Annotated in this window: 32 protein-coding genes; 14 read left to right on the top strand and 18 right to left on the bottom strand. The window is 50.3% G+C overall.

Going from position 1 to position 26,924, the window contains the following annotated elements; genetic code table 11:
* Nucleotides 1-8: 8 nt before the first annotated feature.
* Complete coding sequence (locus ACLJPQ_RS01245) at nucleotides 9-563, top strand: molecular chaperone (RefSeq protein ID WP_001001883.1); 555 nt, start codon at nucleotides 9-11, stop codon at nucleotides 561-563.
* Nucleotides 564-663: 100 nt separating this feature from the next.
* Nucleotides 664-1,146, top strand: coding sequence for a DUF1097 domain-containing protein (locus tag ACLJPQ_RS01240; protein WP_001546652.1), 483 nt, complete (start codon nucleotides 664-666; stop codon nucleotides 1,144-1,146).
* A 38-nt stretch (nucleotides 1,147-1,184) separates the two neighbouring features.
* Here the strand turns inward: ACLJPQ_RS01240 and csgG are convergent, their stop codons facing one another.
* From csgG to csgD, 4 genes are read right to left on the bottom strand one after another with little or no spacing between them, the layout of a single operon-like run.
* Nucleotides 1,185-2,018, bottom strand: coding sequence for a curli production assembly/transport protein CsgG (gene csgG, locus ACLJPQ_RS01235; RefSeq protein ID WP_001137620.1), 834 nt, complete (start codon nucleotides 2,016-2,018; stop codon nucleotides 1,185-1,187).
* A 26-nt stretch (nucleotides 2,019-2,044) separates the two neighbouring features.
* On the bottom strand, nucleotides 2,045-2,461 hold the full coding sequence (gene csgF / locus ACLJPQ_RS01230; protein ID WP_001264073.1) for a curli production assembly/transport protein CsgF: 417 nt from the start codon (nucleotides 2,459-2,461) through the stop codon (nucleotides 2,045-2,047).
* A gap of 26 nt (nucleotides 2,462-2,487) precedes the next feature.
* Entirely contained in the window at nucleotides 2,488-2,883 is a 396-nt protein-coding gene (gene csgE / locus ACLJPQ_RS01225) for a curli production assembly/transport protein CsgE (protein WP_000833307.1), read from the bottom strand.
* A gap of 4 nt (nucleotides 2,884-2,887) precedes the next feature.
* The gene (gene csgD, locus ACLJPQ_RS01220; protein WP_000481517.1) at nucleotides 2,888-3,538 is read right to left on the bottom strand and encodes a biofilm master transcriptional regulator CsgD; all 651 of its coding nucleotides are present in this window, start codon (nucleotides 3,536-3,538) and stop codon (nucleotides 2,888-2,890) included.
* A 754-nt stretch (nucleotides 3,539-4,292) separates the two neighbouring features.
* Here csgD and csgB point away from each other — a divergent pair.
* From csgB to ACLJPQ_RS01190, 6 genes are all read left to right on the top strand, one after another.
* The gene (csgB, locus tag ACLJPQ_RS01215) at nucleotides 4,293-4,748 is read left to right on the top strand and encodes a curli minor subunit CsgB (protein WP_000791655.1); all 456 of its coding nucleotides are present in this window, start codon (nucleotides 4,293-4,295) and stop codon (nucleotides 4,746-4,748) included.
* 41 nt (nucleotides 4,749-4,789) lie between these two features.
* On the top strand, nucleotides 4,790-5,245 hold the full coding sequence (gene csgA, locus ACLJPQ_RS01210) for a curli major subunit CsgA (RefSeq protein ID WP_000771416.1): 456 nt from the start codon (nucleotides 4,790-4,792) through the stop codon (nucleotides 5,243-5,245).
* A gap of 61 nt (nucleotides 5,246-5,306) precedes the next feature.
* A complete protein-coding gene (gene csgC / locus ACLJPQ_RS01205; RefSeq protein WP_000557256.1) occupies nucleotides 5,307-5,633 on the top strand; it encodes a curli assembly chaperone CsgC in 327 nt (108 codons plus the stop codon).
* A gap of 131 nt (nucleotides 5,634-5,764) precedes the next feature.
* Nucleotides 5,765-6,085 (top strand): type 1 fimbrial protein, encoded by a 321-nt coding sequence (locus tag ACLJPQ_RS01200; protein ID WP_000111254.1) that lies wholly within the window; start codon nucleotides 5,765-5,767, stop codon nucleotides 6,083-6,085.
* 87 nt (nucleotides 6,086-6,172) lie between these two features.
* On the top strand, nucleotides 6,173-6,712 hold the full coding sequence (ymdB, locus tag ACLJPQ_RS01195) for an O-acetyl-ADP-ribose deacetylase (RefSeq protein WP_000203939.1): 540 nt from the start codon (nucleotides 6,173-6,175) through the stop codon (nucleotides 6,710-6,712).
* Nucleotides 6,648-8,135, top strand: a complete 1,488-nt coding sequence (locus tag ACLJPQ_RS01190) for a phospholipase D family protein (protein ID WP_000976323.1) — start codon at nucleotides 6,648-6,650, stop codon at nucleotides 8,133-8,135. The genes ymdB and ACLJPQ_RS01190 overlap by 65 nt, the downstream gene beginning before the upstream one ends.
* A 16-nt stretch (nucleotides 8,136-8,151) precedes the next feature.
* Here ACLJPQ_RS01190 and mdoC read toward each other — a convergent pair whose 3' ends face one another.
* On the bottom strand, nucleotides 8,152-9,306 hold the full coding sequence (gene mdoC / locus ACLJPQ_RS01185) for a glucans biosynthesis protein MdoC (RefSeq protein ID WP_052934784.1): 1,155 nt from the start codon (nucleotides 9,304-9,306) through the stop codon (nucleotides 8,152-8,154).
* Between the two features lie 271 nt (nucleotides 9,307-9,577).
* Between mdoC and mdoG the strand changes: the two genes are divergently transcribed.
* The 3 genes from mdoG (at nucleotide 9,578) to ACLJPQ_RS01170 (ending at nucleotide 13,942) form a co-directional block, all read left to right on the top strand.
* Nucleotides 9,578-11,113 carry a glucans biosynthesis protein MdoG gene (gene mdoG / locus ACLJPQ_RS01180; RefSeq protein WP_001562609.1) on the top strand — a complete coding sequence of 512 codons (1,536 nt, stop codon included), beginning with the start codon at nucleotides 9,578-9,580 and terminating at the stop codon, nucleotides 11,111-11,113.
* Nucleotides 11,106-13,649, top strand: a complete 2,544-nt coding sequence (mdoH, locus tag ACLJPQ_RS01175; RefSeq protein WP_080185139.1) for a glucans biosynthesis glucosyltransferase MdoH — start codon at nucleotides 11,106-11,108, stop codon at nucleotides 13,647-13,649. Before mdoG ends, mdoH begins: the two co-directional genes overlap by 8 nt.
* A gap of 65 nt (nucleotides 13,650-13,714) precedes the next feature.
* Nucleotides 13,715-13,942: a YceK/YidQ family lipoprotein gene (locus ACLJPQ_RS01170; RefSeq protein WP_001217832.1), complete on the top strand. Its 228-nt coding sequence runs from the start codon at nucleotides 13,715-13,717 to the stop codon at nucleotides 13,940-13,942.
* On the opposite strand, the gene ACLJPQ_RS01165 is transcribed toward ACLJPQ_RS01170, so the two are convergent.
* The 3 genes from ACLJPQ_RS01165 to ACLJPQ_RS01155 all read right to left on the bottom strand — a co-directional run bounded on the left by ACLJPQ_RS01165 (nucleotide 13,943) and on the right by ACLJPQ_RS01155 (nucleotide 16,687).
* Entirely contained in the window at nucleotides 13,943-14,317 is a 375-nt protein-coding gene (locus ACLJPQ_RS01165; RefSeq protein WP_000180050.1) for a MysB family protein, read from the bottom strand.
* A gap of 81 nt (nucleotides 14,318-14,398) precedes the next feature.
* Nucleotides 14,399-15,613, bottom strand: a complete 1,215-nt coding sequence (mdtG, locus tag ACLJPQ_RS01160; protein ID WP_000075054.1) for a multidrug efflux MFS transporter MdtG — start codon at nucleotides 15,611-15,613, stop codon at nucleotides 14,399-14,401.
* A 153-nt stretch (nucleotides 15,614-15,766) separates the two neighbouring features.
* Nucleotides 15,767-16,687 (bottom strand): Kdo(2)-lipid IV(A) acyltransferase, encoded by a 921-nt coding sequence (locus ACLJPQ_RS01155; RefSeq protein ID WP_000163972.1) that lies wholly within the window; start codon nucleotides 16,685-16,687, stop codon nucleotides 15,767-15,769.
* A 219-nt stretch (nucleotides 16,688-16,906) separates the two neighbouring features.
* Here ACLJPQ_RS01155 and ACLJPQ_RS01150 point away from each other — a divergent pair, with 219 nt between their 5' ends.
* Nucleotides 16,907-17,959, top strand: coding sequence for a rhodanese-related sulfurtransferase (locus tag ACLJPQ_RS01150; protein ID WP_001144625.1), 1,053 nt, complete (start codon nucleotides 16,907-16,909; stop codon nucleotides 17,957-17,959).
* A gap of 51 nt (nucleotides 17,960-18,010) precedes the next feature.
* On the opposite strand, the gene ACLJPQ_RS01145 is transcribed toward ACLJPQ_RS01150, so the two are convergent.
* The 10 genes from ACLJPQ_RS01145 to mdtH all read right to left on the bottom strand — a co-directional run bounded on the left by ACLJPQ_RS01145 (nucleotide 18,011) and on the right by mdtH (nucleotide 25,420).
* The gene (locus tag ACLJPQ_RS01145; RefSeq protein WP_000739886.1) at nucleotides 18,011-18,586 is read right to left on the bottom strand and encodes a YceI family protein; all 576 of its coding nucleotides are present in this window, start codon (nucleotides 18,584-18,586) and stop codon (nucleotides 18,011-18,013) included.
* Entirely contained in the window at nucleotides 18,583-19,155 is a 573-nt protein-coding gene (locus ACLJPQ_RS01140; RefSeq protein WP_001159786.1) for a cytochrome b, read from the bottom strand. The genes ACLJPQ_RS01145 and ACLJPQ_RS01140 overlap by 4 nt, the downstream gene beginning before the upstream one ends.
* A 262-nt stretch (nucleotides 19,156-19,417) precedes the next feature.
* On the bottom strand, nucleotides 19,418-19,531 hold the full coding sequence (locus ACLJPQ_RS01135) for a YceO family protein (RefSeq protein WP_001253282.1): 114 nt from the start codon (nucleotides 19,529-19,531) through the stop codon (nucleotides 19,418-19,420).
* Nucleotides 19,532-19,571: 40 nt separating this feature from the next.
* Nucleotides 19,572-20,690 carry an N-methyl-L-tryptophan oxidase gene (solA, locus tag ACLJPQ_RS01130; RefSeq protein ID WP_000872776.1) on the bottom strand — a complete coding sequence of 373 codons (1,119 nt, stop codon included), beginning with the start codon at nucleotides 20,688-20,690 and terminating at the stop codon, nucleotides 19,572-19,574.
* 112 nt (nucleotides 20,691-20,802) lie between these two features.
* Nucleotides 20,803-21,057, bottom strand: coding sequence for a biofilm formation regulator BssS (bssS, locus tag ACLJPQ_RS01125; RefSeq protein WP_000414441.1), 255 nt, complete (start codon nucleotides 21,055-21,057; stop codon nucleotides 20,803-20,805).
* A gap of 289 nt (nucleotides 21,058-21,346) precedes the next feature.
* On the bottom strand, nucleotides 21,347-21,592 hold the full coding sequence (gene dinI / locus ACLJPQ_RS01120) for a DNA damage-inducible protein I (RefSeq protein WP_001217763.1): 246 nt from the start codon (nucleotides 21,590-21,592) through the stop codon (nucleotides 21,347-21,349).
* Nucleotides 21,593-21,665: 73 nt separating this feature from the next.
* Complete coding sequence (gene pyrC / locus ACLJPQ_RS01115) at nucleotides 21,666-22,712, bottom strand: dihydroorotase (RefSeq protein WP_000126595.1); 1,047 nt, start codon at nucleotides 22,710-22,712, stop codon at nucleotides 21,666-21,668.
* A 103-nt stretch (nucleotides 22,713-22,815) separates the two neighbouring features.
* Nucleotides 22,816-23,376 (bottom strand): lipoprotein, encoded by a 561-nt coding sequence (locus ACLJPQ_RS01110; RefSeq protein WP_000713054.1) that lies wholly within the window; start codon nucleotides 23,374-23,376, stop codon nucleotides 22,816-22,818.
* Between the two features lie 124 nt (nucleotides 23,377-23,500).
* Nucleotides 23,501-24,148 carry a glutaredoxin 2 gene (grxB, locus tag ACLJPQ_RS01105; RefSeq protein WP_000780893.1) on the bottom strand — a complete coding sequence of 216 codons (648 nt, stop codon included), beginning with the start codon at nucleotides 24,146-24,148 and terminating at the stop codon, nucleotides 23,501-23,503.
* Nucleotides 24,149-24,211: 63 nt separating this feature from the next.
* Nucleotides 24,212-25,420: a multidrug efflux MFS transporter MdtH gene (gene mdtH / locus ACLJPQ_RS01100; RefSeq protein WP_000092178.1), complete on the bottom strand. Its 1,209-nt coding sequence runs from the start codon at nucleotides 25,418-25,420 to the stop codon at nucleotides 24,212-24,214.
* Nucleotides 25,421-25,656: 236 nt separating this feature from the next.
* Between mdtH and rimJ the strand changes: the two genes are divergently transcribed.
* Both rimJ and ACLJPQ_RS01090 read left to right on the top strand, forming a co-directional pair.
* Nucleotides 25,657-26,241, top strand: a complete 585-nt coding sequence (rimJ, locus tag ACLJPQ_RS01095; RefSeq protein WP_000468204.1) for a ribosomal protein S5-alanine N-acetyltransferase — start codon at nucleotides 25,657-25,659, stop codon at nucleotides 26,239-26,241.
* A 35-nt stretch (nucleotides 26,242-26,276) separates the two neighbouring features.
* Complete coding sequence (locus tag ACLJPQ_RS01090; protein ID WP_080184891.1) at nucleotides 26,277-26,924, top strand: YceH family protein; 648 nt, start codon at nucleotides 26,277-26,279, stop codon at nucleotides 26,922-26,924.

Below are 26,924 nucleotides of genomic sequence, written 5' to 3'. Positions count from 1 at the left end.
AGATATCAATGAATGAGTTTTCAATCCTGTGCCGTGTGCTGGGATCGTTGTTTTACCGCCAACCGCAAGATCCTTTACTGGTTCCGCTGTTTACGTTAATCCGTGAAGGTAAACTGGCGGCAAACTGGCCGCTGGAGCAGGATGACATGCTGGCGCGTTTACAGAAAAGCTGCGATATCACGCAGATTTCCACTGATTACAATGCGTTATTTGTTGGGGAAGAGTGCGCGGTAGCGCCATACCGCAGTGCGTGGGTCGAAGGCGCGGAAGAGTCTGAGGTGCGCGCTTTTTTAACGTCGCGAGGGATGCCGCTGGCCGATACGCCTGCCGATCACATTGGCACTTTATTGCTCGCGGCCTCCTGGCTGGAAGATCAGTCTGCCGAAGATGAAAGTGAAGCGCTGGAAACCTTATTTGCCGATTATCTGCTTCCCTGGTGCAATACTTTCCTCGGTAAAGTTGAAGCCCATGCCGTTACGCCATTCTGGCGCACTCTGGCGCCGCTAACGCGTGATGCGATAGGGGCCATGTGGGATGAACTTCAGGAAGAAGATGAAGAATAATGTGATGTAAATCACCATTAACTGCAACGTGTTTTACATCATTGCATAAAATGTGTGCGTGATCTCATTAATGTGCCGCTTTTCTGTTATGATGCGCGCCATGAACATACTTCTTTCTATTGCTATCACTACGGGCATCCTTTCTGGAATATGGGGATGGGTGGCCGTCTCCCTGGGGTTACTAAGCTGGGCCGGTTTTTTAGGCTGTACGGCTTATTTCGCCTGTCCGCAGGGCGGCTTTAAGGGATTGTTGATTTCCGCTTGTACGCTGTTAAGCGGTATGGTGTGGGCGCTGGTCATTATTCACGGTAGCGCGCTGGCGCCGCATCTGGAAATTGTCAGTTACGTGTTGACGGGGATCGTGGCATTCCTGATGTGTATCCAGGCAAAGCAGCTATTGCTTTCTTTTGTTCCGGGAACATTTATCGGCGCCTGCGCGACATTTGCAGGGCAGGGTGACTGGCGGTTGGTATTACCGTCGCTGGCGCTGGGGCTAATCTTTGGCTATGCCATGAAAAATAGTGGGCTATGGCTGGCATCACGCCGCGAGCAACATTCAGCGAATACGGCGGTCACAAAATAAAAAAGCGTGGGGTTCTTCCCCACGCTTTGTCGTATTCATCAGGATTCTGGCGGTACTGACAGCTCACGGTATTTCACCAGAATATCATTTTGCCTGTCCGCTTTATTCTGCAAATCCCACAGGCCGCGATCGATACCATCATTAATGAGGAAGATAACGCCGGTTTCAATGGCTGACATCAGACACAGCATCACCGGTTCGTTCGAGGTATAGCCGATTTCGCCTTCCAGTAAGCGCTGGTAATCAATAAAACGGAACACGCCTGCCTGTACTTCATAGGAAAGGATCGTTTTACTGGTGTTCACCGAAGAAAGGATCTCGCCCGTACTGACGTTAACCACGCGCAGGTTGACAGCAATCTGATCCAGCTGATACTGAGTATCGGCGCCAATACCGAAATATCTTGCGCCGACCCCGCCGGATTTGACGTTACTTTCATAACCAATAATAGAACCTTCCACCATAATATTTGCCGCCGTCAGCGACTGAAGCGGGATACGGTTATTCATCGCCACGGTGCCGTTTTCCTGGGCTGCGCGAATAATTTTCCGTTCATTCAAAAGATTCTGTAAGCCTTGTCGTTCCAGCGGGATAAACCAGCGCGAATCTTTCAGCGCAGTGACCAACATAGCGGTGGCGCTCTGCGGCACAGCCGTAGAAAAGTTACTTGCCGGGTAAGGTTTAAATTGGCCCGTTTCATCCTGAATGTTATATACCGAAACAAAGATCTTACCGGTGGGAGCAGGTAAGTGCGTCAAATCTTTGTAACTTTGTGCGCGGGGCATTAATGTCGGTTTCGCAGCTTGTTTCGGCGGGGCAGTTAAGCATCCGCTCAACAATAAAACGGCAACCAAAATAAGTAAGCGCGGCATGATTTATATCCTTTAGTGACTGTAGCTTAAAAATCGGTTGACTGAGTTTGTAAACCTGACACTTCGATGGTCGAGGTTCTTCCCGTTTTTCTGTCCGTGACGTTGAGCTGGAGCTGTCCGTCGCGATTAGCGATATCGATAATAAAATCGTTGGTCACCATACGTCCTGGTTTCCCGGTATTAATATTGGTCAACAAGCCGCCCAGAATTTGCGATTGAATAGCCTGTGTAAAGTTATCCAACGCTGAGGGGGTTTCGATACCAAAATCGTTATCATAAGCGGGGTCTTTATATGAATTTTGCGCCTGGGCGCTATTCAATAAAAAGGAACCGTTATTGGGGTTTCCACCAAAGTTAGGATTACGGAACTGGAACGTCATATTTCCAGCCCAGGTTAATGGCGAAAAAAGCATGAGTAGCACTACTGCATGTTTAACACGCATGACAGCCTCCGGATAAAAATCATGTTTTAGAATTCATCACGCGCTAAATCACTCGTACTTAATAGCGTTTGATCTATTTGTCGGCGATTTAATGCTTCCTCTGTTTGCGCTAATGCGAAGACGACGGTTTTCTCGAAGTCTCTTTTCATTGGAAATAAAAAGGTCTGGAAAATAACGTCCTGATTTACCGTTATGGTGATCCAGCTTCCCCAACGCGCACTGGGTCTTTCATTAATGGTCAGATTGCCGGTGTATTCGCTTTCCCATTTGTCGCTGAATGCACGATAGAATTCATGTCCTATCGAAGAGACGGTATGGTCGGTTAACAATCCGGGAACCTCGACTTCAACTTCATTGGCATGCAGGTTTCCGGTAGCGAACAGTAACTCTGCTGCTACAATCCAGGTCAGATAGCGTTTCATGGCCTTACCGCCTGAGATTATCGTTTGCCCATGAAACTGCCTGGGTGCGATTTTTGACAGCTATCTTTTTGAAAAGATTATAAAGATGTGTCTTAACCGTATTCTCGCTGATAAATAGCGACCTGGCGATTTCATTATTAGAGGCACCAATACGTAACTTATTGAGGATCTCTTTTTCGCGATGAGTGAGTAATGCGGACTCGGTGCTGTTGTAGCGGTAATTTCCTGAGTGTGTAATCAGGTAACTGGCTAATTTTTGTGAAAAATAGCATTCGCCCCGCAGAATACCCTGTAATCCGCTGACCACGTGTTCCTGGTCTTCAGTGGCGTAAAACACGCCGTTAATATGAGGCCAGTTTTCAATTTCACGGTAGGGATAATCGTCAGGGGTATTTAACAATAATGTTTTTATATTATTGTTTTTGCGGCTTAAATTATCCTGCCAATAGTGGATAAGCTTCTTATCCGCTTCCATCATATCCATTAAAACAATGCAACCGGCTGAGATATCTTCCAGAGAACGTTGAATATTATGCAGTTTTCCGGTTATGGCCAGCGATTGCTTTAAATGTTGCAATAATGCCGTAGCTTGCAGAGATGGCTTTGTGATCAACAATAGTGTGTGACCATGACTACTATGGACTTCATTAAACATGATGAAACTCCACTTTTTTTAATCGCACATCTGACAGCTGCCCCCATAAAATAAAGGCACCAGAAGTACTGACAGATGTTGCACTGCTGTGGGTTGAAATAGCCCATTATCCAGAAAGAGAAAAATATTTACGAAAATACTTTTAACTGTTTTCAATCTAGCCATTACAAATCTTAAAGCAAGTGTTAAACTTGTAACAATATGTAAAAATATATATTAAAATGTTTTTTTTGGGTTTTTTTGAAGTTTAGATTTGATAGTAAAGTTGTACATTTCGCTGTTATTGCATAGATTTAAAAAATCATACAAATTATAATAATTCATTGATTTTTAATCATTTTAATTATTATATGTTATGTTTTGATTTTATTTTTTCTTAAAATTTGAGACGTGGCATTAACCTGGACAGCACAAAGACAAAAAAAACGAAGTGTGTCACGTCTTGTGCGTATTGCCCCCCATAGGAAGCATAAGAACATCCCCATGGCGGCATAACATACACCAACACTTCATTTTTTGGGTTCGCGATACACTATCTTCTATGGCCAAAAATCAATTATAAAAAATCACATGGCTATCGTTTTATTAGCACTTTGGTATGAGCTTAAATAACAAAATACCACGCGTGGGTGAGTTATTAAAAATGTTTCCACGGACATACTCTTCATCGTAACGACGCGTTAACAAAAAACGCATGTCGCTAACAAGGTAATAGATAATTTTCGCTATGTACGACCAGGTCCAGGGTGACAGCATGAAAAACAAATTGTTATTTATGATGTTGACAATACTGGGTGCGCCTGGGATTGCAACCGCGACAAATTATGATCTGGCTCGTTCAGAGTATAATTTTGCGGTAAATGAATTAAGCAAGTCTTCATTTAATCAGGCGGCCATTATTGGTCAAGTCGGCACGGATAATAGTGCCAGAGTACGCCAGGAAGGATCAAAACTATTGTCCGTTATTTCACAAGAAGGAGGAAATAATCGGGCGAAAGTCGACCAGGCAGGGAATTATAACTTTGCGTATATTGAGCAAACGGGCAATGCCAACGATGCCAGTATATCGCAAAGCGCTTACGGTAATAGTGCGGCTATTATCCAGAAAGGTTCTGGAAATAAGGCCAATATTACCCAGTACGGTACGCAGAAAACAGCAGTTGTAGTGCAGAAACAGTCGCATATGGCTATTCGCGTCACCCAACGCTAATACCGTTACGACTTTTAAATCAATCCGATGGGGGTTTTACCATGAAACTTTTAAAAGTGGCAGCATTCGCAGCAATCGTAGTTTCTGGCAGTGCTCTGGCTGGCGTCGTTCCACAATGGGGCGGCGGCGGTAATCATAACGGCGGCGGCAATAGTTCCGGCCCGGACTCAACGTTGAGCATTTATCAGTACGGTTCCGCTAACGCTGCGCTTGCTCTGCAAAGCGATGCCCGTAAATCTGAAACGACCATTACCCAGAGCGGTTATGGTAACGGCGCCGATGTAGGCCAGGGTGCGGATAACAGTACTATTGAACTGACTCAGAATGGTTTCAGAAACAATGCCACCATCGACCAGTGGAACGCTAAAAACTCCGATATTACTGTCGGTCAATACGGCGGTAATAACGCCGCGCTGGTTAATCAGACCGCATCTGATTCCAGCGTAATGGTGCGTCAGGTTGGTTTTGGCAACAACGCCACGGCTAACCAGTATTAATTTAGCGTCTGCGCTAATAAAAAAACAGGGCGTAAGCCCTGTTTTTTTTCGGGAGGAAATTATGCATACTTTATTGCTCCTTGCCGCACTTTCAAATCAGATTACGTTTACCACGACTCAGCAAGGCGATATTTACACGGTGATCCCTCAGGTCACATTAAACGAACCCTGCGTCTGTCAGGTGCAAATTCTCTCTGTGCGCGACGGCGTCGGGGGACAAAGCCATACACAGCAAAAACAAACGCTATCTTTACCTGCTAATCAACCGATTGAGTTGTCTCGTCTTAGTGTAAATATATCTTCAGAGGACTCGGTTAAAATTATTGTTACTGTTTCGGACGGACAATCACTGCATTTATCACAACAATGGCCGCCTTCTGCACAGTAGTTTTTGATGGTGGCGGAAATGGATTGGCTGACCTGGGTATTAAAGAGGCGATAAAAGCGTCTCATCGTCTCGGCATGTCGCTAAAAGGTAACGCCGAACCCTCGAGGATGACTAATCATTGAGGAGTTAACATGTCCGTAATCAAGAAAAATATCCCTGCCATAGGCCTGTGTATCTGCGCTTTTTTTATCCATTCTGCGGTAGGGCAACAAACGGTACAGGGCGGCGTTATCCATTTTCGCGGCGCGATTGTTGAGCCACTGTGCGATATTTCTACTCACGCCGAAAATATTGATTTAACCTGCCTACGCGAAGGTAAAAAGCAAATGCACCGGATAGACCTTCGGCAGGCATCTGGATTACCGCAGGATATTCAGTCCATTGCGACGGTACGGCTGCATTATCTCGATGCGCAAAAAAGCCTGGCGGTGATGAATATTGAGTACCGTTAACGGCGGTGTCATAGATATAAAAAGAGCGACTCTGTTGAAAGCCCTGCTGTACACTTTGCAGATAAGGTGAGACAAAAGGGGGGGGTTATGACATCACGTCTTCAGGTCATACAGGGTGATATCACTCAACTTAGCGTCGATGCGATTGTGAATGCCGCTAACGCATCATTAATGGGCGGCGGTGGCGTAGACGGCGCGATTCATCGCGCGGCGGGGCCGGCATTGCTGGACGCCTGTAAACTCATCCGTCAGCAACAGGGCGAATGTCAGACGGGACATGCGGTTATCACGCCTGCTGGCAAGCTTTCGGCAAAGGCGGTTATTCACACAGTGGGGCCCGTCTGGCGAGGCGGCGAACACCAGGAAGCTGAGCTACTCGAAGCGGCATACCGAAATTGTTTGCTGCTTGCCGAGGCGAATCACTTTCGTTCCATCGCTTTTCCGGCAATCAGTACCGGCGTTTATGGCTATCCTCGCGCCCAGGCCGCTGAAGTCGCCGTCAGGACGGTTTCAGATTTTATTACCCGTTACGCTCTGCCTGAACAGGTATACTTTGTCTGTTATGATGAAGAAACTGCCCGGCTTTACGCAAGATTACTTACTCAGCAAGGCGACGACCCTGCCTGATAAAACACGCCTGGAGCGTGCCGTTGAACCGCTATGCGCGCGCCATCCCGGAGAGTGCGGCATTCTCGCGCTGGATAACAGTCTGGACGCTTTTGCCGCCCGCTACCGCCTGACCGAAATGGCGGCGCGGACGCTGGACGTGCAGTATTATATTTGGGAAGACGATATGTCCGGGCGGCTGCTCTTTTCGGTTCTGCTGTCGGCGGCGAAGCGCGGCGTTCATGTTCGTCTGCTGCTGGATGATAACAATACGCCTGGTCTGGATGATACGTTGCGCTTGCTGGATAGCCATCCTAATATCGAAGTTCGTCTGTTTAATCCTTTCTCTTTTCGTACGCTACGCGCGCTGGGATATTTGACGGATTTTGCGCGGCTGAATCGGCGGATGCACAATAAAAGTTACACTGCCGACGGCGTAGTGACGCTGGTCGGTGGGCGCAACATCGGCGATGCCTATTTCGGCGCTGGCGAGGAGCCGCTATTTTCCGATCTGGACGTGATGGCCATTGGCCCGGTGGTCAATGATGTCGCCAATGATTTTGAACGTTACTGGCGCTGTAGTTCAGTGTCGACATTGCAGCAAGTATTATCCCTTTCTGAGCAGGAACTGACGCAGCGTATCGAACTTCCCGAATCCTGGTATAACGATGAGATCACCCGCCGTTATCTGCATAAGCTGGAAACCAGCCAGTTTATGGCGGATCTCGATCGCGGAACGTTGCCGCTGATTTGGGCAAAAACACGCTTGCTTAGCGATGATCCTTCTAAAGGCGAGGGGAAGGCGCAGCGCCATTCGCTTCTTCCGCAGCGATTATTTGACGTGATGGGGTCGCCGACGGAGCGTATCGACATTATTTCCGCTTACTTTGTCCCTACGCGCGCAGGCGTGGCGCAGTTGCTTAATCTGGTCAGGAAAGGCGTGAAGATCGCCATCTTAACTAACTCTCTGGCGGCCAACGATGTGGCGGTCGTTCACGCAGGGTACGCGCGCTGGCGCAAGAAATTACTGCGCTATGGCGTGGAGCTCTACGAACTGAAACCGACCCGCGAACATGAAACCGCCGTACATGATCGCGGACTCACCGGGAACTCAGGTTCCAGCTTACATGCTAAAACGTTCAGTATTGATGGTAGTAAGGTGTTTATCGGGTCGCTTAATTTTGATCCCCGTTCAACGCTTTTAAATACCGAAATGGGCTTTGTCATTGAAAGTGAAACGCTGGCGACGCTTATTCATAAGCGTTTTACGCAGAGCCAACGCGATGCGGCCTGGCAACTGCGGCTGGATCGCTGGGGACGAATTAACTGGATCGATCGTCAGCAAGAAGAGGAAAAGGTGTTAAAGAAAGAACCCGCTACGCGTTTCTGGCAGCGAGTTCTGGTACGGTTGGCGGCAATTTTACCTGTGGAATGGTTGCTGTGAACCCGCGCGCGGAAAACTACCCGATCGCGGCGCGGCTTTCTTGTTTTACCGGCGGTTTACCTGAAAAGAGAAATTTCAGAAGCGGGATGCGTAAATGAATTTCATACAGAATTAACGCAATACCCATAACAAATATCAGCCCGCACAAGAACCCGATCAGGTTGGAGGAGATATGCGGCGTAATATACGCGCCAAAGAAAAGCGTTAAGGGATGATGCACCAGATAGATAAACAGCGAAGCATTCACGAAATAGGTGACACGCGCGGACTGGAAGTTTAACAAGCGATGCCCCAGTGAGAATACCACGTTCACCATCCACAGCCCCATTACCATCGTAATCACGGATTCGGTTTCGTACATCCAGGCGTCGCCGCTCCCATAACGTTGATTCAGCAGATACGCGATAAAAGCAACGGCAGCGCCTAAAGTGCATCCGCGTGAGGGCGTGGTGAAGCGCGCTTTCAGATCGGGGTGAATGAAGGCCAACGCGCCGAGAATAAAAAACGGCACATAAAATAGCGTTTGCATCACAATAAAATTGAACATGCCGTCACTGAGGATTGCCGGATATACGATGAAAATAATGCGCCTGATAGCGGCGTAAGCCATCCCCAGCAGGAAAAAAATAAGCGAAAGCCTGGCCAGTGAAATAGCGGCGGGACGAGGCTTACTTGTTTCCTGCCTTTTTTGGAACCAGGTAAAAATCCCGATGCTGACTGTGGTTAATATCACCAGCACCAGTAAAAACCACAGATGTGAAATGAGTTCCCACGCTAACGTATTATATTTTTCATAGGCAGAGAGTGTAGGCCAGTTCTCTGTTTTCTCTTTGACATATTGCAACAGGATAAATTGCGGCAAGGTAAGCAAAGGGATTGCGGTAAGCATGGGAATACCCACACGTTCTACCCGTACTTTCCACCAGCGTTTTAACGGATAACGCAAAAACAACATGTACGAAAAATAACCAGAAATAACAAAAAACACCTGCATACGAAAAGCGTGGATAAAATCGTTAAACAGGGTTAGCCACCATGATGGCGTGGCGCTATTGACATGCCAACTGTGAGTGGAATAGATCAACGAGATATGAAAGGGAATCCCTAACAACATCAACCATGCGCGGATAGAGTCAAGAAAATATTCACGCGGCGCGGGTACAGATCTCATATAAGGTCACGTATTCTCAGATTTTTCACCTTATCCATAAGGCGAATTATAGTTACATTCGGTAGCAACCCTACACCAACTCCGACAACCTGTCTCCAGGATAAGCACGCAAAGTGAAAACAGGCGCGGGAGGTGCTTAATCCATGAGCCAGCGCGCTGAACAAAGCCTGGATTCAGTTGTCGTAATGCCTGATTATCCATTAAAATGGATCGGATCGATATAAGCACACAAAGGGGGAAGTGCTTACTTATTATGAAACATAAACGACAAATGATGAAAATGCGTTGGTTGGGCGCAGCTATTATGTTAACGCTCTACGCATCATCGAGCTGGGCGTTCAGTATTGATGACGTGGCAAAACAAGCTCAATCTTTAGCCGGGAAAGGCTATGAGGCGCCTAAAAGCAACTTGCCCTCCGTTTTCCGCGACATGAAATATGCGGATTATCAGCAGATCCAGTTTAACAGCGATAAAGCCTACTGGAACAACTTAAAGACCCCTTTTAAGCTCGAATTTTACCATCAGGGGATGTACTTCGATACGCCGGTCAAGATTAACGAAGTGACGGCGACGACGGTCAAAAGAATCAAATACAGCCCGGATTACTTCAATTTTGGCAATGTTCAGCACGATAAAGACACGGTAAAAGATTTAGGCTTCGCCGGGTTCAAAGTCCTGTACCCCATTAACAGTAAAGATAAGAACGACGAAATCGTCAGTATGCTTGGCGCCAGCTATTTCCGTGTTATCGGCGCAGGCCAGGTATATGGCTTATCTGCGCGCGGCCTGGCGATTGATACCGCCTTACCATCTGGTGAAGAGTTTCCCCGCTTTCGCGAGTTCTGGATTGAGCGTCCAAAACCCACCGATAAGCGTTTGACCGTCTATGCATTACTGGATTCTCCGCGCGCGACCGGCGCTTACCGTTTTGTGATCATTCCTGGCCGCGATACCGTGGTGGACGTGCAGTCAAAAGTCTATCTGCGCGATAAAGTGGGCAAGCTGGGCGTTGCGCCATTAACCAGTATGTTCCTGTTTGGGCCAAACCAGCCGTCGCCGACGACCAACTATCGTCCGGAACTGCATGACTCGAACGGCTTATCCATTCATGCAGGTAATGGCGAGTGGATTTGGCGTCCGCTGAACAATCCAAAACACCTCGCTGTGAGCAGTTATGCGATGGAAAACCCTCAGGGATTCGGCCTGTTGCAGCGTGGTCGCGAGTTCTCGCGCTTTGAAGATTTAGACGATCGCTACGACCTGCGTCCAAGCGCCTGGATTACCCCGAAAGGCGACTGGGGCAAAGGTAAGGTTGAACTGGTTGAAATTCCGACCAATGATGAAACCAACGATAACATCGTCGCTTACTGGACTCCGGATCAACTGCCGGAACCGGGTAAAGAGATGAACTTCAAGTACACTCTGACCTTCAGCCGCGATGAAGATAAACTTCATGCGCCGGATAATGCCTGGGTGCTGCAAACACGCCGCTCAACGGGCGACGTTAAACAGTCGAATCTGATTCGCCAGCCCGACGGCACTATTGCCTTTGTGGTGGATTTCGTTGGCGCCGACATGAAAAAACTGCCGCCGGATACGCCCGTCGCTGCGCAAACCAGCATTGGCGATAACGGTGAAATCGTTGACAGTAATGTACGCTATAACCCAGTCACTAAAGGCTGGCGTTTAATGCTGCGCGTGAAAGTCAAAGACGCGAAGAAAACCACGGAAATGCGTGCCGCATTGGTGAATGCCGATCAGACGCTAAGTGAAACCTGGAGCTACCAGTTACCTGCCAATGAATAAAACAACTGAGTATATTGACGCACTGCTGCTTTCTGAACGTGAGAAAGCGGCATTGCCGAAAACTGACATCCGCGCCGTGCATCAGGCGCTGGATGCCGAGCATCGGACTTACTCGCGAGAAGACGATTCACCGCAGGGTTCCGTAAAAGCCCGCCTTGAACACGCCTGGCCGGATTCATTGGCGAAGGGGCAGTTAATTAAAGATGATGAAGGGCGCGATCAGTTGCAGGCTATGCCAAAAGCGACGCGCTCTTCGATGTTTCCCGATCCCTGGCGAACCAACCCGGTTGGCCGTTTCTGGGATCGTCTGCGTGGGCGGGATGTAACGCCGCGCTATGTTTCTCGTCTGACAAAAGAAGAGCAGGCGAGCGAGCAAAAATGGCGTACCGTCGGCACTATACGCCGCTATATTTTGTTAATTTTGACTCTGGCGCAAACCGTCGTCGCGACCTGGTATATGAAGACCATTCTGCCTTATCAGGGATGGGCGCTCATCAATCCTATGGATATGGTGGGGCAGGATATTTGGGTCTCTTTTATGCAGCTCCTGCCCTACATGCTGCAAACCGGTATCCTGATTCTGTTTGCCGTGCTGTTCTGCTGGGTGTCAGCCGGATTCTGGACGGCGCTGATGGGCTTCCTGCAACTGCTTATCGGGCGCGATAAGTACAGCATCTCCGCGTCTACGGTTGGCGATGAGCCCCTCAATCCGGAACACCGGACGGCGCTGATCATGCCTATCTGTAATGAAGACGTTAGCCGCGTTTTCGCCGGTCTGCGCGCGACCTGGGAGTCCGTTAAAGCCACAGGCAACGCCGCGCATTTCGACGTCTATATCCTTAGCGACAGTTATAACCCGGATATCTGCGTGGCGGAGCAAAAGGCGTGGATGGAGCTTATCGCGGAAGTGCAGGGCGAAGGCCAAATTTTTTACCGTCGCCGCCGCCGCCGTATGAAACGCAAAAGCGGCAATATTGACGATTTTTGCCGCCGCTGGGGCAATCAGTACAGCTATATGGTGGTGCTGGACGCGGACTCAGTGATGAGCGGCGAGTGTCTGAGCGGTCTGGTGCGCCTGATGGAAGCGAACCCTAACGCCGGGATTATCCAGTCTTCGCCGAAAGCGTCGGGGATGGATACTCTGTATGCCCGCTGCCAACAGTTCGCGACCCGTGTTTATGGGCCGCTGTTTACCGCCGGGCTGCACTTCTGGCAGTTGGGGGAGTCGCACTACTGGGGGCACAATGCCATTATCCGCGTGAAGCCGTTTATCGAGCACTGCGCTCTGGCGCCGCTGCCGGGAGAAGGTTCGTTCGCCGGATCGATTCTTTCCCACGACTTTGTGGAGGCGGCGCTAATGCGTCGGGCAGGGTGGGGCGTCTGGATTGCCTACGATCTCCCCGGCTCCTATGAAGAGCTGCCGCCAAACCTGCTGGATGAGCTTAAACGCGACCGCCGCTGGTGTCACGGCAACCTGATGAACTTTCGTCTGTTCCTGGTGAAAGGAATGCACCCGGTGCATCGCGCCGTGTTCCTGACCGGGGTAATGTCATATCTGTCCGCGCCGTTATGGTTCATGTTCCTCGCGCTTTCTACCGCGCTGCAGGTCGTTCATGCGTTAACAGAGCCGCAATATTTCCTTCAGCCGCGCCAGCTTTTTCCGGTCTGGCCGCAGTGGCGTCCGGAACTGGCAATCGCGCTGTTTGCGTCAACGATGGTGCTGCTGTTCCTGCCGAAGCTGCTCAGTATTATGCTGATCTGGTGTAAAGGCACCAAAGAGTATGGCGGTTTCTGGCGCGTTACGCTGTCGCTGTTGCTGGAAGTGCTGTTCTCCGTGTTGCTGGCGCCGGTGCGTATGCTGTTTCATACCGTGTTTGTGGTCAGCGCGTTCCTCGGCTGGGAAGTGGTCTGGAACTCACCGCAACGCGACGATGATTCTACGCCGTGGGGAGAAGCCTTTATGCGTCACGGCTCTCAACTGCTGCTGGGGCTGGTCTGGGCGGTGGGTATGGCGTGGCTGGATTTACGCTTTCTGTTCTGGCTGGCGCCGATTGTCTTTTCGCTGATTCTGTCGCCATTTGTTTCGGTGATCTCCAGTCGTTCAACGGTAGGATTACGCACCAAACGCTGGAAGCTGTTCCTGATCCCGGAAGAGTATTCGCCGCCTCAGGTGTTGGTCGATACCGATAAATATCTGGAGATGAATCGCCGCCGTATTCTGGACGATGGCTTTATGCATGCGGTATTTAACCCGTCGCTGAATGCGCTGGCGACCGCGATGGCCACCGCGCGTCACCGCGCCAGTAAGGTGCTGGAAATAGCTCGCGATCGTCATGTGGAGCAGGCGCTAAACGAAACGCCGGAGAAACTGAACCGCGATCGGCGTCTGGTTTTGCTCAGCGATCCGGTGACGATGGCGCGTTTACACTATCGGGTCTGGAATGCGCCAGAGAGATACTCTTCCTGGGTAAACTATTATCAGTCTCTCGTCCTGAATCCGCAGGCGTTGCAGGGGCGAACATCGTCAGCGGGATAAGGTCTGGAGTGAGGTGAAAAATACCGGCGTGATGCCGGTATTTTTATAGTGAAATGAGGTATCAGGTGCGTATATTCGCGGTGAGCATAATGGTGATTACCCTGAGCGGCTGCGGCAGTATTATCAGCAGAACGATCCCCGGACAAGGACACGGCAACCAGTATTACCCTGGCGTGCAGTGGGATATGCGTGATTCCGCATGGCGCTATATCACTATCCTCGATCTGCCCTTCTCACTGATCTTCGATACACTGCTACTGCCGCTCGATATTCACCACGGGCCTTATGAGTAATTAACGCTCATCCCATTCGTCTGCCGCAGTACGGCCTTCCTCGGTATCAAGCGGGGGTTCAAGCTGGAATTCCCCTTCATCCCATTCATGCAAAGTATTCTCTTCCTGCCATTCCTGGCGGATCTCTATCTCATCATAATCGCCGTCAAACACGCTCTGCGCGGCTTCACCACTCAGCATCGGCAGACATTCGCCATCTTCACCTTCATCGGCGAAAAATTCGACCTGCCACATGATGTCCCCATCCTGCAGTACATATTTCTGAACGTTGAACTGCTGCACATTCGCTTCATCTTGTTCGAGGCCAGGATGGTCAGCCAGAAATTCTTCCCGGGCTGCATCGATAGCTTCTTCCAGCGTGGCATACATGGTCATCAGTGTCTCCCTTTGATTTGACGAGGTATTTAGGGAAAGAATAGCTGATTCTGTGATATTGCAAGTATGAAAGCGCAAAAATCATTCTGTTGCCAGTCTGCGCCGTCGTAAGCTGTTCCATGAATAGATAGCATTGAACAACACCACGCCTGCCGTGACGCAGAATACGGCGCGGAAGCCATAGCTCGCGGAAATTGCGGCGCCCATGAGAGGGCCGGTGACGTTGCCGATATCGCGGAAAGATTGGTTGTAACTGAATATGCGCCCGGCTATCTGGTTGGTAGAGTTGTAAACCAGCAGAGTTTGAACGGCTGGCAGCAGCGCGCCATCCGCCGCGCCAAGCAGAAACCGCAATAGCGCGAGTTGCCACGGCGTTTGCACAAAAGACATTGGAATCAGCAGCAGTACGGAAATAATCAGCGCGACGATAAGAATCTTTTCCGGGCCAATTCTGTCGCCAAGCTTGCCGAGCCGGGGGGCGCTAAGTAATGCCGCCACGCCGGGAACGGACGCTATCATCCCGCTAATGAACGCAATATTACTGACATTTCCCGCCAGTTCGCGCACATAGAGCGTCAGGATGGGCGCAATAGACCCCGTCGCCACCTGAATAATCAGCGTGGTGACAAACAGGCTTAACACCAGGCGGGGATTTTTTAACGAGGCGACCACTTCCCGAACGTGAAGCATCTCTTTTTTGCTCACCGGCAGGAAATTCTCGCGAATAAAAAAGAAGGTGAGCAGAAAACAGATAAACAACACGCTGGCGGTAATAAAAAAGACCGGGCGAAGGCCGTAATGGTCGGCGAGCAGACCGCCCGCAAGTGGGCCAAGCAGAGCGCCGCTGACGCCGCCAGTAGAGAGCGTCCCTAACGCCCAGCCGCTTTTGTGGCGCGGCACCTGAGTGGCGATGAGCGCATTGGCGTTGGGAATAAATCCGCCCAGCAGGCCTAATAACGCGCGGAGGATCAGAAATTGCCAGATATTTTGCGCCATGCCCATTAACAGCATCACAATGGCCATGCCGAGAGCGGAACGCAACAGCATGATCTTACGCCCTTTACGATCCGCCAGGCCGCCCCAAAAAGGGGAAGCGATAGCTGAAAAGAGGAACGTAATACTAAAGACCAGCCCGGACCACATGTTGAGCGCGCTATGGCCTGTTACGCCGAGTTGCTCAACGTAGAGAGGGAGAAAAGGCATGACCAGGCTGAATGCCGCGCCGGTTAAAAAACAGCCCAGCCAGGTAACGGTTAGATTGCGTTTCCAGTTTATGGGGACATCAGAGGGTGACATAGCGTTCCACAGTATGATGCGCGGTTTGCGCTATCATCAATTTAATTATGAGCGTACTAATTATAATTATGCGCCGACCTTACCAGCCTCGCAATGTGGGGAGCTTTTAAAGCTAAAAGAGGGGAAAATTGCAGCCTGACGGCTGCAATCCTGTCAATAGCGCGACGGTACGCCTTCAGGGCGAGTTTTAAAGCGGCGATGCAACCACATATACTGCTCTGGCGCCATCATAATGCACTGCTCAACAATCTTATTCATCCATGCGGCAGTCGCTTCTGCGTTCTCCAGCGGAGGCGAATATTCCGCAGGAAGAATGATCAGTTCGTAGCCTTTTCCATCGGGTTTACGGCGAGGCACGAAGGGGATAATACAGGCTTTAGACATGCGCGCGAGCATCCAGGTACCGGAGGTCGTGGCAGCCTGGTCGACAGCGAATAATGGTACAAAAACGCTGGCGCGCGGGCCATAATCGTGATCCGGCGCATACCAGATCAATTCGCCGCTTTTCAATGCCTTAACCATGCCTTTCAGATCTTTGCGATCCAACATTGATTTATTGGAGCGTAAGCGTCCCCAGGTCTGTAACCAGTCGAGCAACGGATTATCATTCGGGCGATAAACTCCGATACCCGGGTTATGCATACCAAACATGCGGGCGCCAAACTCAAGGGTAAGAAAATGTATTCCTACCAGAATGAACCCCAGCCCCTGCGCCTTAACTTCACGGATATGCTCCAGACCGCTCGCTTCCATCCAGCGGTTCACTCGCCGATCGGGCCAGAACCAGGCCATGCCGGTTTCCATCACGCCCATACCGACGGATTCAAAGTTTTTGACCACCATGGTGTGGCGTTCCTGCGCGCTCATTTCCGGAAAGCATAATTCAAGGTTGCGATAGGCGATTTTTGCGCGGCGTTTCATTACGCGTCGCGCCAGGTGGCCCAATGCGCAACCCAATTTATAGATGACCGGGTAGGGGAGTTGCACGACCAACCAAAGCGCGCCTATACCCAACCAGGTTAACCAATAGCGCGGGTGCAGTAAGGCCACGGAGAACTTAGGCAACTTCGTCATTTCTATCCTGTCTTTCAACGAACAATTCCCCGTATTCTCGCATCTTTTTGCGTTGAGCAAAAATATGTAGCAGGAGAGTGGCGATTAAATCGACAATTGTTGTTAATTATTTAGTGTAAAGCAGGAAATGTAGCGCAAAATGTGTGGATGTAAATTGGCGAGACTTGCCTTATCATGCCTGCCCACTTTATTTTTTGCTGATTGCAGGATACGTACACCATGCCAGTGTTACACAACCGCATCTCTAATGACGAGCTGAAAGCCAAAATGCTGGCGGAGAGCGAGCCGCGTACGACAATTTCTTTTTATAAATATTTCACTATCGCCTCGCCGCAACAGACGCGGGACGCGTTGTATCAGGTGTTTACGGCGTTGGACGTTTTTGGTCGCGTTTACCTGGCGCATGAAGGCATCAATGCGCAAATCAGCGTGCCGCAAAGCAAGCTCGAGACGTTTCGTCAACAGCTTTATACGTTCGATCCCGCGCTGGACGGGCTGCGTTTAAATATTGCGCTGGAGGATGACGGAAAGTCATTTTGGGTGCTGCGTATGAAAGTTCGCGACCGTATCGTTGCTGACGGTATTGATGATCCGAGTTTTGATGCCAGTAATGTCGGCGATTATCTGAAGGCGGCAGATGTGAATGTGATGCTGGACGATCCTGACGCGGTCTTTATTGATATGCGCAACCATTATGAGTATGAAGTTGGCCATTTCGAAAATGCTCTGGAAATCCCGGCGGATACGTTTCGTGAACAGTTGCCAAAAGCGGTTGAAATGCTGCGGGAACATGCAGATAAAAAGATAGTGATGTACTGTACCGGCGGTATTCGTTGTGAGAAAGCCAGCGCCTGGATGAAACACAACGGTTTCAATAAAGTCTGGCATATTGAGGGTGGCATCATTGAATACGCCCGTCGCGCGCGCGAGCAGGGGCTTCCCGTTCGCTTTATCGGCAAAAACTTTGTATTTGATGAACGAATGGGCGAACGAATCTCGGATGAGGTTATCGCGCATTGCCATCAGTGCGGCGCGCCCTGCGATAGCCATACCAACTGCAAAAACGACGGTTGCCATCTGCTGTTTATCCAGTGTCCGCAGTGCGCCAGTAAATTTAACGGCTGCTGTAGTGAACAATGCTGTGAAGAGTTGGCCTTGCCGGAGGAAGAACAGCGCCGACGTCGTGCGGGTCGCGAGAACGGCAACAAAATTTTTAATAAATCGCGTGGTCGGCTTAATAGCAAACTGAGCATTCCCGATCCGGCTGAGTAATATCTTGCCGGATAGCAGCGTAAAGGCCGCTATCCGGCATTTCGCCAGGCGTTACTTCTGCTGAACGCCTTCTACTGAGATGATAAGCTCAACCTCTTGTGAGGCCGGGCCGAGATCGGTAGTTATATTGAAATCCTTCAGCTTAATTTTTCCTTCGGCCTCAAAGCCCGCGCGCTTACCGCCCCACGGATCGTCGCCCTGGCCCATCAGCTTCGCTTCCAGCGTCACCGGTTTAGTCACGCCATTGAGCGTCAGATTGCCGGTAATATCCAGTTCATCGCCCTCTTTTTTCACGCTGGTAGAGGTGAAGGTTGCCTGCGGGAATTTCGCAACATTAAGAAATTCCGCGCTACGCAGGTGTTTGTCACGTTCGGCATGGTTAGTGTCGACGCTATTGGTGTTAATGGTCACGTTCACTTTGTCGGCCGACGGATTTTTTTCGTCAAAAGTGAACGTGCCGTCGAAATCTTTAAAGGTGCCGTATAGCCAGCTGTAGCCCAGATGCTGGATGCGGAAATTGACGAACGCATGTTGGCCTTCTTTATCAATTTTATACTCCGCCGCCACGGCGGAACCGGTCGTGAATAACAAGGATGCGAGGGTGAATCCCAGCAGGTTTTTTTTCATTTTTGAGCTCCATAGTCAGATGACGACATTCCTGTCATACGTTTCAGTGTGTCGTCTTTATCGATGAAATGGTGTTTTAGCGCCATAACCCCATGCGAGAGCGAGATAATGACCAGCGACCAGGCAAACCACAGATGCAGTGTTCCGGCGATGTCAGCCTGCGCGCCCGCGTCCGTAAGCGTGGCCGGAATCTCAAACCAGCCAAAGACGCTAATCGGTTTACCATCGGCGGTGGAAATCAGGTAGCCGCTAATGATTATCGCAAAGAGCAGGAGATACAGGAGGAGATGACCTGCGGCGGCGCCAATGCGCGTTAAACGGGAATAGCTGGTCAACGCAACGGGCGGCGGAGAATAAAGCCGCCAGATAATACGCACGATCAGCGCCATCATCAGTAATATGCCAATACTTTTATGTATTTCCGGCGCCTGGTGATACCAGCCGTCGTAATAACTGAGCGTGACCATCCATAAACCCAACGCAAACATGCCATAGACCACCAGGGCGGTCAGCCAGTGGAGCGCGGCGGAAACCACGCCATAACGTTGTGGAGTATTTTTAAATTGCATAAACACACCAATGAATATTTCACGAGAGAATGAAAATGGCGTGGAAAAGCGCCGAATGCAACTTATAAATAAGAATTTGAATGATATTTATTTTTATTTCAATAATTTTGATGTTGTTTGCGGTTCAGCTTCAGAAGTTTCGAGATATTTCCCCCTGATAACCGCGCAACGGCAGGAACTGGCATTATTGCCGTGCTTCAACGTTATGAAATAAAAAGTGAGGAACTTTCAGGAAGTGTCGGTTAACGTCAATGAAAAGCAATCAGAAGAAAAGGAGATAAACAATATCCATCACCGCCAGCAGCGACCAAAGAATAACGTAAAGCATGAAATGTTCGCGAATATTATTCATCAGAAAATGAAAGAGACGACGCATAGCTTACCTTAATAAACAGCCCCTTTACGGGGCCGACAAATTATTGGCTAAAACGGGACAGCCGGAACGGCGTCAGATCAAAGGAGGGCGTTTTTCCCAACGCAAAATCTGCAGCGATTTCTCCTAACACGGGGGCGAATTTAAAACCATGTCCGCTGAGTCCAGTGATGACAAGCGTATTCTCATGACCAGGCAGCGTATCGATAATAAAATCCTCGTCCGGCGAATTATCATAGGTACATGCCGCCCCATGTAAACAACCGCCGATACCCGGCAGTACGTTACGCAGGAAAGGAAATGCTTCCGCGCCATCGCTGGCAACGGCGGCAAAGGGCTTGCGCTCTTCCTGAGCCTGTATTCGCTGTCCGCCATTGTGTTTGCCGATTTTTAACTCGTCGTTCTCCGCCGGGAAACCGTAATATTGATCGCCGTTGGGCATTTCGCCGGTAAAGGCCGGAAAGCGGTTTTTAGTGCTGTAACGTCCATCCGCCTTAAACCAGGCAAAAACTTTACGTACGGGCTGAACGGGCAGCTCCGGTACCAGCGCTTTGACCCAGGTGCCCGCGCTAATCAGCGCCTTGCTGGCGTGGTAGCTGCCTTCACTCGTCTCTATCGTCACACCGTTATCATCATGATGAATATGGCTTACCGGGCTGTTAAATAGCTGTGCGCAGCCTGCCTCTCGGGCCAGACGAAGCCATGTGGTAATGGCTAATTCGCTGCGCAGGAAACCGGAGTCAGCTTCAAACAGCCCGATATAATTATCGGGCACGCGAATTTCCGGCCAGCGCGTCATGAGGGCCGTCGCGTCCAGGCGCTCGACGTTCAATTGCCACTGTTGCGCGCTTCGTGCGACGTTGGCTAAGAAAGCGGAATCGGCCGGGCCGAGGTTGACGACGCCGGAGCGGACAAAAATAGGCTCTTCATTGTGTGTGGAGAGTTCATCCCAAAGCGTCTGGGCGCGAAGCACCAGCGGGACATATTTTTCGCCTTCACCATAAGCGTGGCGGATAAGACGGGTATCGCCGTGGTGGCTGCCCTGTTGATGAGGCGGCATATGCGCATCGGTCATCAGGACCTTTAGCCCGGCGCGGGTGGCGTAATAACCAGCGGCGGCGCCAACCGAACCGCTGCCGATAATAATAAGGTCGTATTTCATCAGCTTCTCTCTGCTATCGCGATGATTTCAGGGTAAATAACTGCGCTGAGATATACAAGCCAGAAATAAGTGAGGCACCTTACGGTGCCTGAGAGAGGGGGAGCGCGTCACGCTAATGGCGACGATACTCGTTTTCCTGGTAATCGCCTGATTCTATTTTGGCGATGCCGGCTTCTAATATTGAAATAAATTGCCTGGCTACATCTGTTGTTAACCAGAGCGTTTGACCAACTTCAGTCCCTTCCGGTTCCGGACGATTTGGGGTCTGGTAGTGTAAACGCAGCATCAGCGCATCATAGCTATCGACGGTGCTGATGTCCCATCCTACAAGCGGATGGGTCTGAATGACTTCATTATTCTTTTCCATCATGCCCCCCTGGTACGTGTTATAAGACAACGGTTCTCGAGGTTCAATGCGTGTTTTTCTTCTGAAGCAACTTCAGTATACCAATTAATAAGGCTATTCACTGCGTTTTTAAAGAGACCGGAGGATAAATTTCTCTTTTTAAGAATTATATGAACAATAAAGCGGCAGTTTATTCATATTTTTTTAGGATGTTGTGCAATTATTTTGACGGTCAGGCGAAATATTCATCAGTTGCGCAAATAAAAAAGCCGGGGCGACCCGGCAAACATACATCACTGCATATCATTTTTTATTCATTGATGAACCAGTCATCAGCGCTCTCCCAGGTCTCCTGGAGAATCTCGCTAATGCGTTCTTTGTCCTCTTTTGATGCGCCAATGACGGACAAGTTGTTGGCGGTAGCGTAACGCACGGTGACGTTACCCAAATTCTCAGGAAAATGATGGCTAATACGGCGGGAGAGTTCGCCCGCCAGCGCATCAATCGCGCCGGCAGGCAGAGGTGACGTTTTGGCTATAGTGACTTCAATACGCATAATGGCCCCCTGTTGAATATACTGGATATATATACAGTTAAATCCAATATATAGCAACAGGTAAGCGCATTTTTTATTTTTTTACTGACCAGCGTACTGTTTCACCCGCTAAAAAAGGCACCAGCGAATCATCAGCCAGCGCGATATTTTCCGGTACATGTTGTTCATCGCGAACCAGTTCCACCCACCCCGTATTCACCGGCAGGCCATAGAATTGCGGGCCATTCAGTGAACAGAACGCTTCAAAGTGCGCCAGCGCGTTCATTTCCTCAAACACGGCGGCATAACTGCCAAGGGCGGAGGGAGCGTTGAAACAACCGGCGCAGCCGCAACTGGTCTCTTTACGATGACGTGAATGCGGCGCTGAATCCGTCCCCAGGAAGGCGCGCGTAAAACCACTGGCGACCAGTTCGCGTAACGCCTGCTGGTGAATATTGCGTTTCAGAATCGGCAGACAGTACAGGTGAGGACGAATGCCGCCGACCAGCATATCATTACGGTTAAACATTAAATGTTGAGGCGTAATGGTAGCCGCCAGGTAGTCGTTGCCGTCACGGACATACTGCGCGGCATCTTTGGTCGTGATGTGCTCAAAGACCACTTTAAGCGTGGTCAGACGCTGGCGTAGCGGTTCCATTACGGTGTCGATAAAACGCGCTTCGCGATCGAAGATATCAACATCCGCATGGGTCACCTCACCGTGGACCAGTAATGGCATTCCGAGTTTTTCCATCCGCTCCAGTACCGGCATGATAGCGTCGACTGACGTTACGCCATGACTGGAGTTAGTGGTGGCATTGGCCGGGTAAAGCTTAGCCGCAGTAAACACGCCTTCATGGAAACCACGCTCCAGTTCATCGGCATCGAGCGAATCCGTTAAATAGCAGGTCATTAACGGCGTGAAATCATGCCCGGCGGGCACCGCATCGAGAATACGCTGGCGGTAGGCGATCGCTGCATCAACGGTCGTGATGGGGGACGCCAGGTTCGGCATCACGATAGCGCGACCATAAATTTCGCTGGTATAGGGTACGACCGTTTTTAACATGTCGCCATCGCGAAGGTGAACGTGCCAGTCGTCCGGGCGGCGGATCTTTAAAACCTGGGATGGTGCAGTCATTAATAAGCTCCGGCTGAGGAATAGTCTTTTTGCCGGAAACCAAGGATAAGCGGAAACGTTTTCGTTTGCACGTAAAAAAAGGGCGCGAGCGCGCCCTCCGAAATCAATTGGTGAAAGGAATAACGATTTCACCAGGTTTAACTTCAATGCCTTTCGCGAGTTTCTTCGCTAACGCTTCGCCTTTACTGCTGTCCTCACGCAACACGTAAGCGGGCCGCTGGTTAAAGTAGCTACGTAAAGACTGATTTAAATAGGGCAGGAGCGTTTGTAACACCGATTGCATTTTCTCCGGCGTCACGGTGGCGTCTACTACTTCCATCTCCTGAAGATAGATGGCGCCTTTTTCTTTATCAAAGACCGGCAGGGCTTTTAGCTTGAGTTTCATCGTCGCTTTTTGACTGCCAAACAGGGAATTCATATCCAGCCTGGCATCGCCAGTAAGGGTGACTTTATTAGGCTCTTCCCGACCAATCTGGCTGGCAAGGTTAGTCAATACGATATGCGCGTCGGCAATGCCGGGCAGACCAATATCTTTTGAGAAATTATTCCGTTTTTCAAGCGCTTGATTGATTTCTTGTTCGCTAATGGTGTATTGCGTAAGTTGATTACAACCCACTAACAGGCCGCTAACTACCAGCGCAGCGGCAAAAAAAAACTTTTTCATGGCGTTCCTTAGCATGTTGCCTGTGCCCTAATCTTGACACAAAGCAGCATGTCGCGCCAGCGGACATGGCGCCACTAGAAAAAGCTGAAAAAGGCGGCAAGAAAGGGTTGCCGCCTGGCGGGCGTTAGATAGCCATTGAGGAGAGTAAATTAATTTGCGTCTGCTTTGCCATATTATCGCGATAGTCCGCGACTTTTGTCGGCCAGTGGATACCGGCGACCAGCGTCAGATTACGCAGAAGCGGAAACAGATGAATATCATCTTCCGATAATTCGCCGTTAACGGCGTTAGGCTGTACGATGAGTTTATCCAGCAAACGTAAATCATCGCCGATCTTTTTAATCAGTCCGGCAGAGTGCGCAAGATGGTTGTCAAAACTGCCAGATGAGGCTTCTTTTTTGCGGATAAAATACTGGCGCGCCGCAGGGGTAGAAAATTCATCGAAAGCGGATTTTGCAAATCGCGGCAGCAGTAGCTGATTAACGTAACCGTTAACTTTGCGCAACCACTCTTCAATGGCTGGATTGCGTTTCCCGGTTAACAGTGGTTTGCCGTCGAGGTTGTCGACATAATGTACAATATCCATACTTTCAGGAAGGTAGCGACTATCATCTTTTTGCAGGATGGGCACCATCTTTTGACCAATCATCCGGGTGGGCGTCGCCTCGTCGTCATTTTGTAACACGTTAAGTTCAACGGGGATGTTCTTCAGGCCGAAAATCATGCGGGCTTTAACGCAGAAAGGGCAATGATCGTAAATATAAAGCTTCACGTTTCTCCTCCATTTGACTGTCGGTATCTGACCAGTATGGAGGAGATAGCGACAGGTATCAAATCAGGCGCCGGGTTCCAGCATCCGGCGCGGCGTGCGTTTATGACTAAATTGCCAGCCTAAAGCCAAAAAGGTGATAAAGCCGATAATACCGAGCATCATCCACGGTAGTTCAGGCTGCGCAAGCGCTTTACCCATATCAAACAACCAGCCGCCGCCGATATAACCAATCGCGCCGCCAATGGCTAATCCCAGACGGCTAAAGCCCATATAGCTTCCCCGCGCCCTCGCGTCCGCGAGCGACGCGCTGAGCGTTTCGCGCGCCGGTTCGGCGATAACCGAGCCGATGTAGAAAGCGCAAATAAGCGTAAAAAGCTGCTGTAAATTGCCCACCATCCCGATGGGGAGCATGCTCAGCGACATGACGAGCAAACCGGCCATCAGCCGATGCTCCAGCCGAAAACGCTTTTCGCTCCAGCGGGCAATCGGGTAGAGCAACGTCAGCGAGAGACACGCCTCAATAGCGTACATCCATTTCACGGCAGCAGGCGAACCGGCGATATCGTTTACCATAATCGGCAGCATTAACATGACCTGTACCGCCAGCATATAGTAGCCCGCCAGCGTCAGCACGTAGGTGACAAACCTTTTATCGCTCATGACGCGGCGCATTCCTTCACGCACCGGCGTTCTGACCGTTGATAGCTTCCAGGCCGGAAGCAGCCATGCATTGAAAAGGGCGCATAATATGAACAAAATAGCGCCCGTCGCGCAGACCAGGCGAAAATCGTATTGTAGCAACCAGCTTCCCAGCAGCGCGCCAATCACCGCGCCCGCGCTGTCCTGCATCATCAACAGAGAGAAGAAGCGGCCCCGTTGCTCCGGACGAATTAATTTGACCACCAGCGCTGAACGCGGCGGGTCGAAAAGCGTACCGCCGAGACCGGAAAGAAAGCAGGAAAACCACAAGAGCCAGGGCTCATGCGCGATACCCATGGTGGCAAAGCCTGCGGCGCGCATCAGCATACCGGTGACAATCATCGGTTTCGCGCCAAAGCGATCGGCGATGGCGCCGCCAAAAATGCCCAGACCTTGTTGAATAAACTGGCGCAGGCCGAGCGCGATCCCTACCATTACGGCAGCCCACCCCATTTGATCGACAAAGCGAATAGAGATGAGCGGGAAGACGACGAAAAAACCCAGCACCACTAACATGTTATCGATGAGAAGAAAATATTTACCCAGGTTCCTCGCCTGCGAGACGCGCGACATTTCCCCTCCCGGGAAATAAAAGATGAGCGTCTTCTATTCTGCGGCGGCGTTTCGTTTTTTCCTACCGTTAGCGGGACAATATTTTTTTATCAAAAGTCCTTTTTAATCGAGAGTTTTCATCAAAATGTGGCAGCAATTCAAAAAATGACGATTTGCGCTTTTCACAGAGCCTGGTTGCGCAGGTATAGTAATGTTACTGGCGTGCTGAAGACGTTACAGGAAGGAGTAGGTATAGAATGTTTGGCTATCGTAGTAACGTGCCAAAAGTGCGCTTAACCACCGATCGTCTGGTGGTACGTTTAGTGCATGAGCGTGATGCCTGGCGTCTGGCCGATTATTACGCGGAAAATCGTCATTTTTTAAAACCCTGGGAACCGGTCCGTGATGAAAGTCATTGTTATCCTTCAGGATGGCAGGCGCGTCTGGGAATGATCGGTGAATTTCACAAACAGGGCTCCGCCTTCTATTTCGCGCTACTTGATCCGGAAGAAAAAGAAATTATCGGCGTGGCGAATTTTTCCAATGTGGTGCGCGGTTCTTTTCATGCCTGTTATCTGGGCTATTCCATTGCGCAAAAGTGGCAGGGGCAAGGGCTGATGTTTGAAGCCTTAACCGCTGCGATTCGCTATATGCAGCGCACTCAGCATATCCACCGTATCATGGCGAACTATATGCCGCACAACAAACGTAGCGGCGCGTTGCTGGCGCGGCTTGGCTTTGAAAAAGAAGGCTATGCGAAAGATTACCTGTTGATTGATGGACAATGGCGCGACCATGTCCTGACGGCGTTAACCACGCCGTTATGGACGCCGGGGCGTTGAGCGGCTTACGGAATGAGAGGCAAAGGGAGAAAACGATGAAATATGAATTAACTGCCACTGAAGCGCGAGTGATTGGCTGTCTGTTGGAAAAGCAGGTGACAACGCCGGAACAGTATCCGCTTTCCGTCAACGGGGTGGTGACAGCCTGTAATCAGAAAACCAACCGTGAACCGGTGATGAACCTGACGGAACAAGAGGTACAAGAACAGCTCGATAACCTGGTGAAACGCCACTTTTTGCGTACGGTCAGCGGGTTTGGCAATCGCGTCACCAAATATGAACAGCGTTTCTGTAATTCCGAATTTGGCGATCTGAAACTTAGCGCGGCGGAAGTGGCGCTCGTCACTACGCTGCTGCTGCGCGGCGCGCAAACGCCCGGCGAGTTGCGTAGTCGGGCGTCGCGGATGCATGAATTCAGCAATATGGCGGAAGTTGAATCCACGCTGGAACGGCTTGCCAGTCGTGAGGACGGCCCGTATGTCGTCCGTCTGGCGCGTGAACCGGGTAAGCGCGAAAGCCGTTATATGCATCTTTTTTGCGGCGACGTCGATGAACTGTCTCTCCAGACGTCTGCGCCGGAAAGTGCGTCGGGCGATCTTCAGTCGCGCGTCGAAGCGCTGGAAAGCGAAGTGGCGGAGTTAAAGCAGCGGCTGGATTCTTTGTTAGCTCACCTGGGAGAGTAA

Origin of the sequence: Salmonella sp. SAL04213, assembly GCF_046550535.1 — a bacterium.
Lineage (GTDB): Bacteria > Pseudomonadota > Gammaproteobacteria > Enterobacterales > Enterobacteriaceae > Salmonella > Salmonella enterica.
Note: the sequence above shows the minus strand (reverse complement) of the source record. Positions and strands in the feature narration are given on the sequence as shown.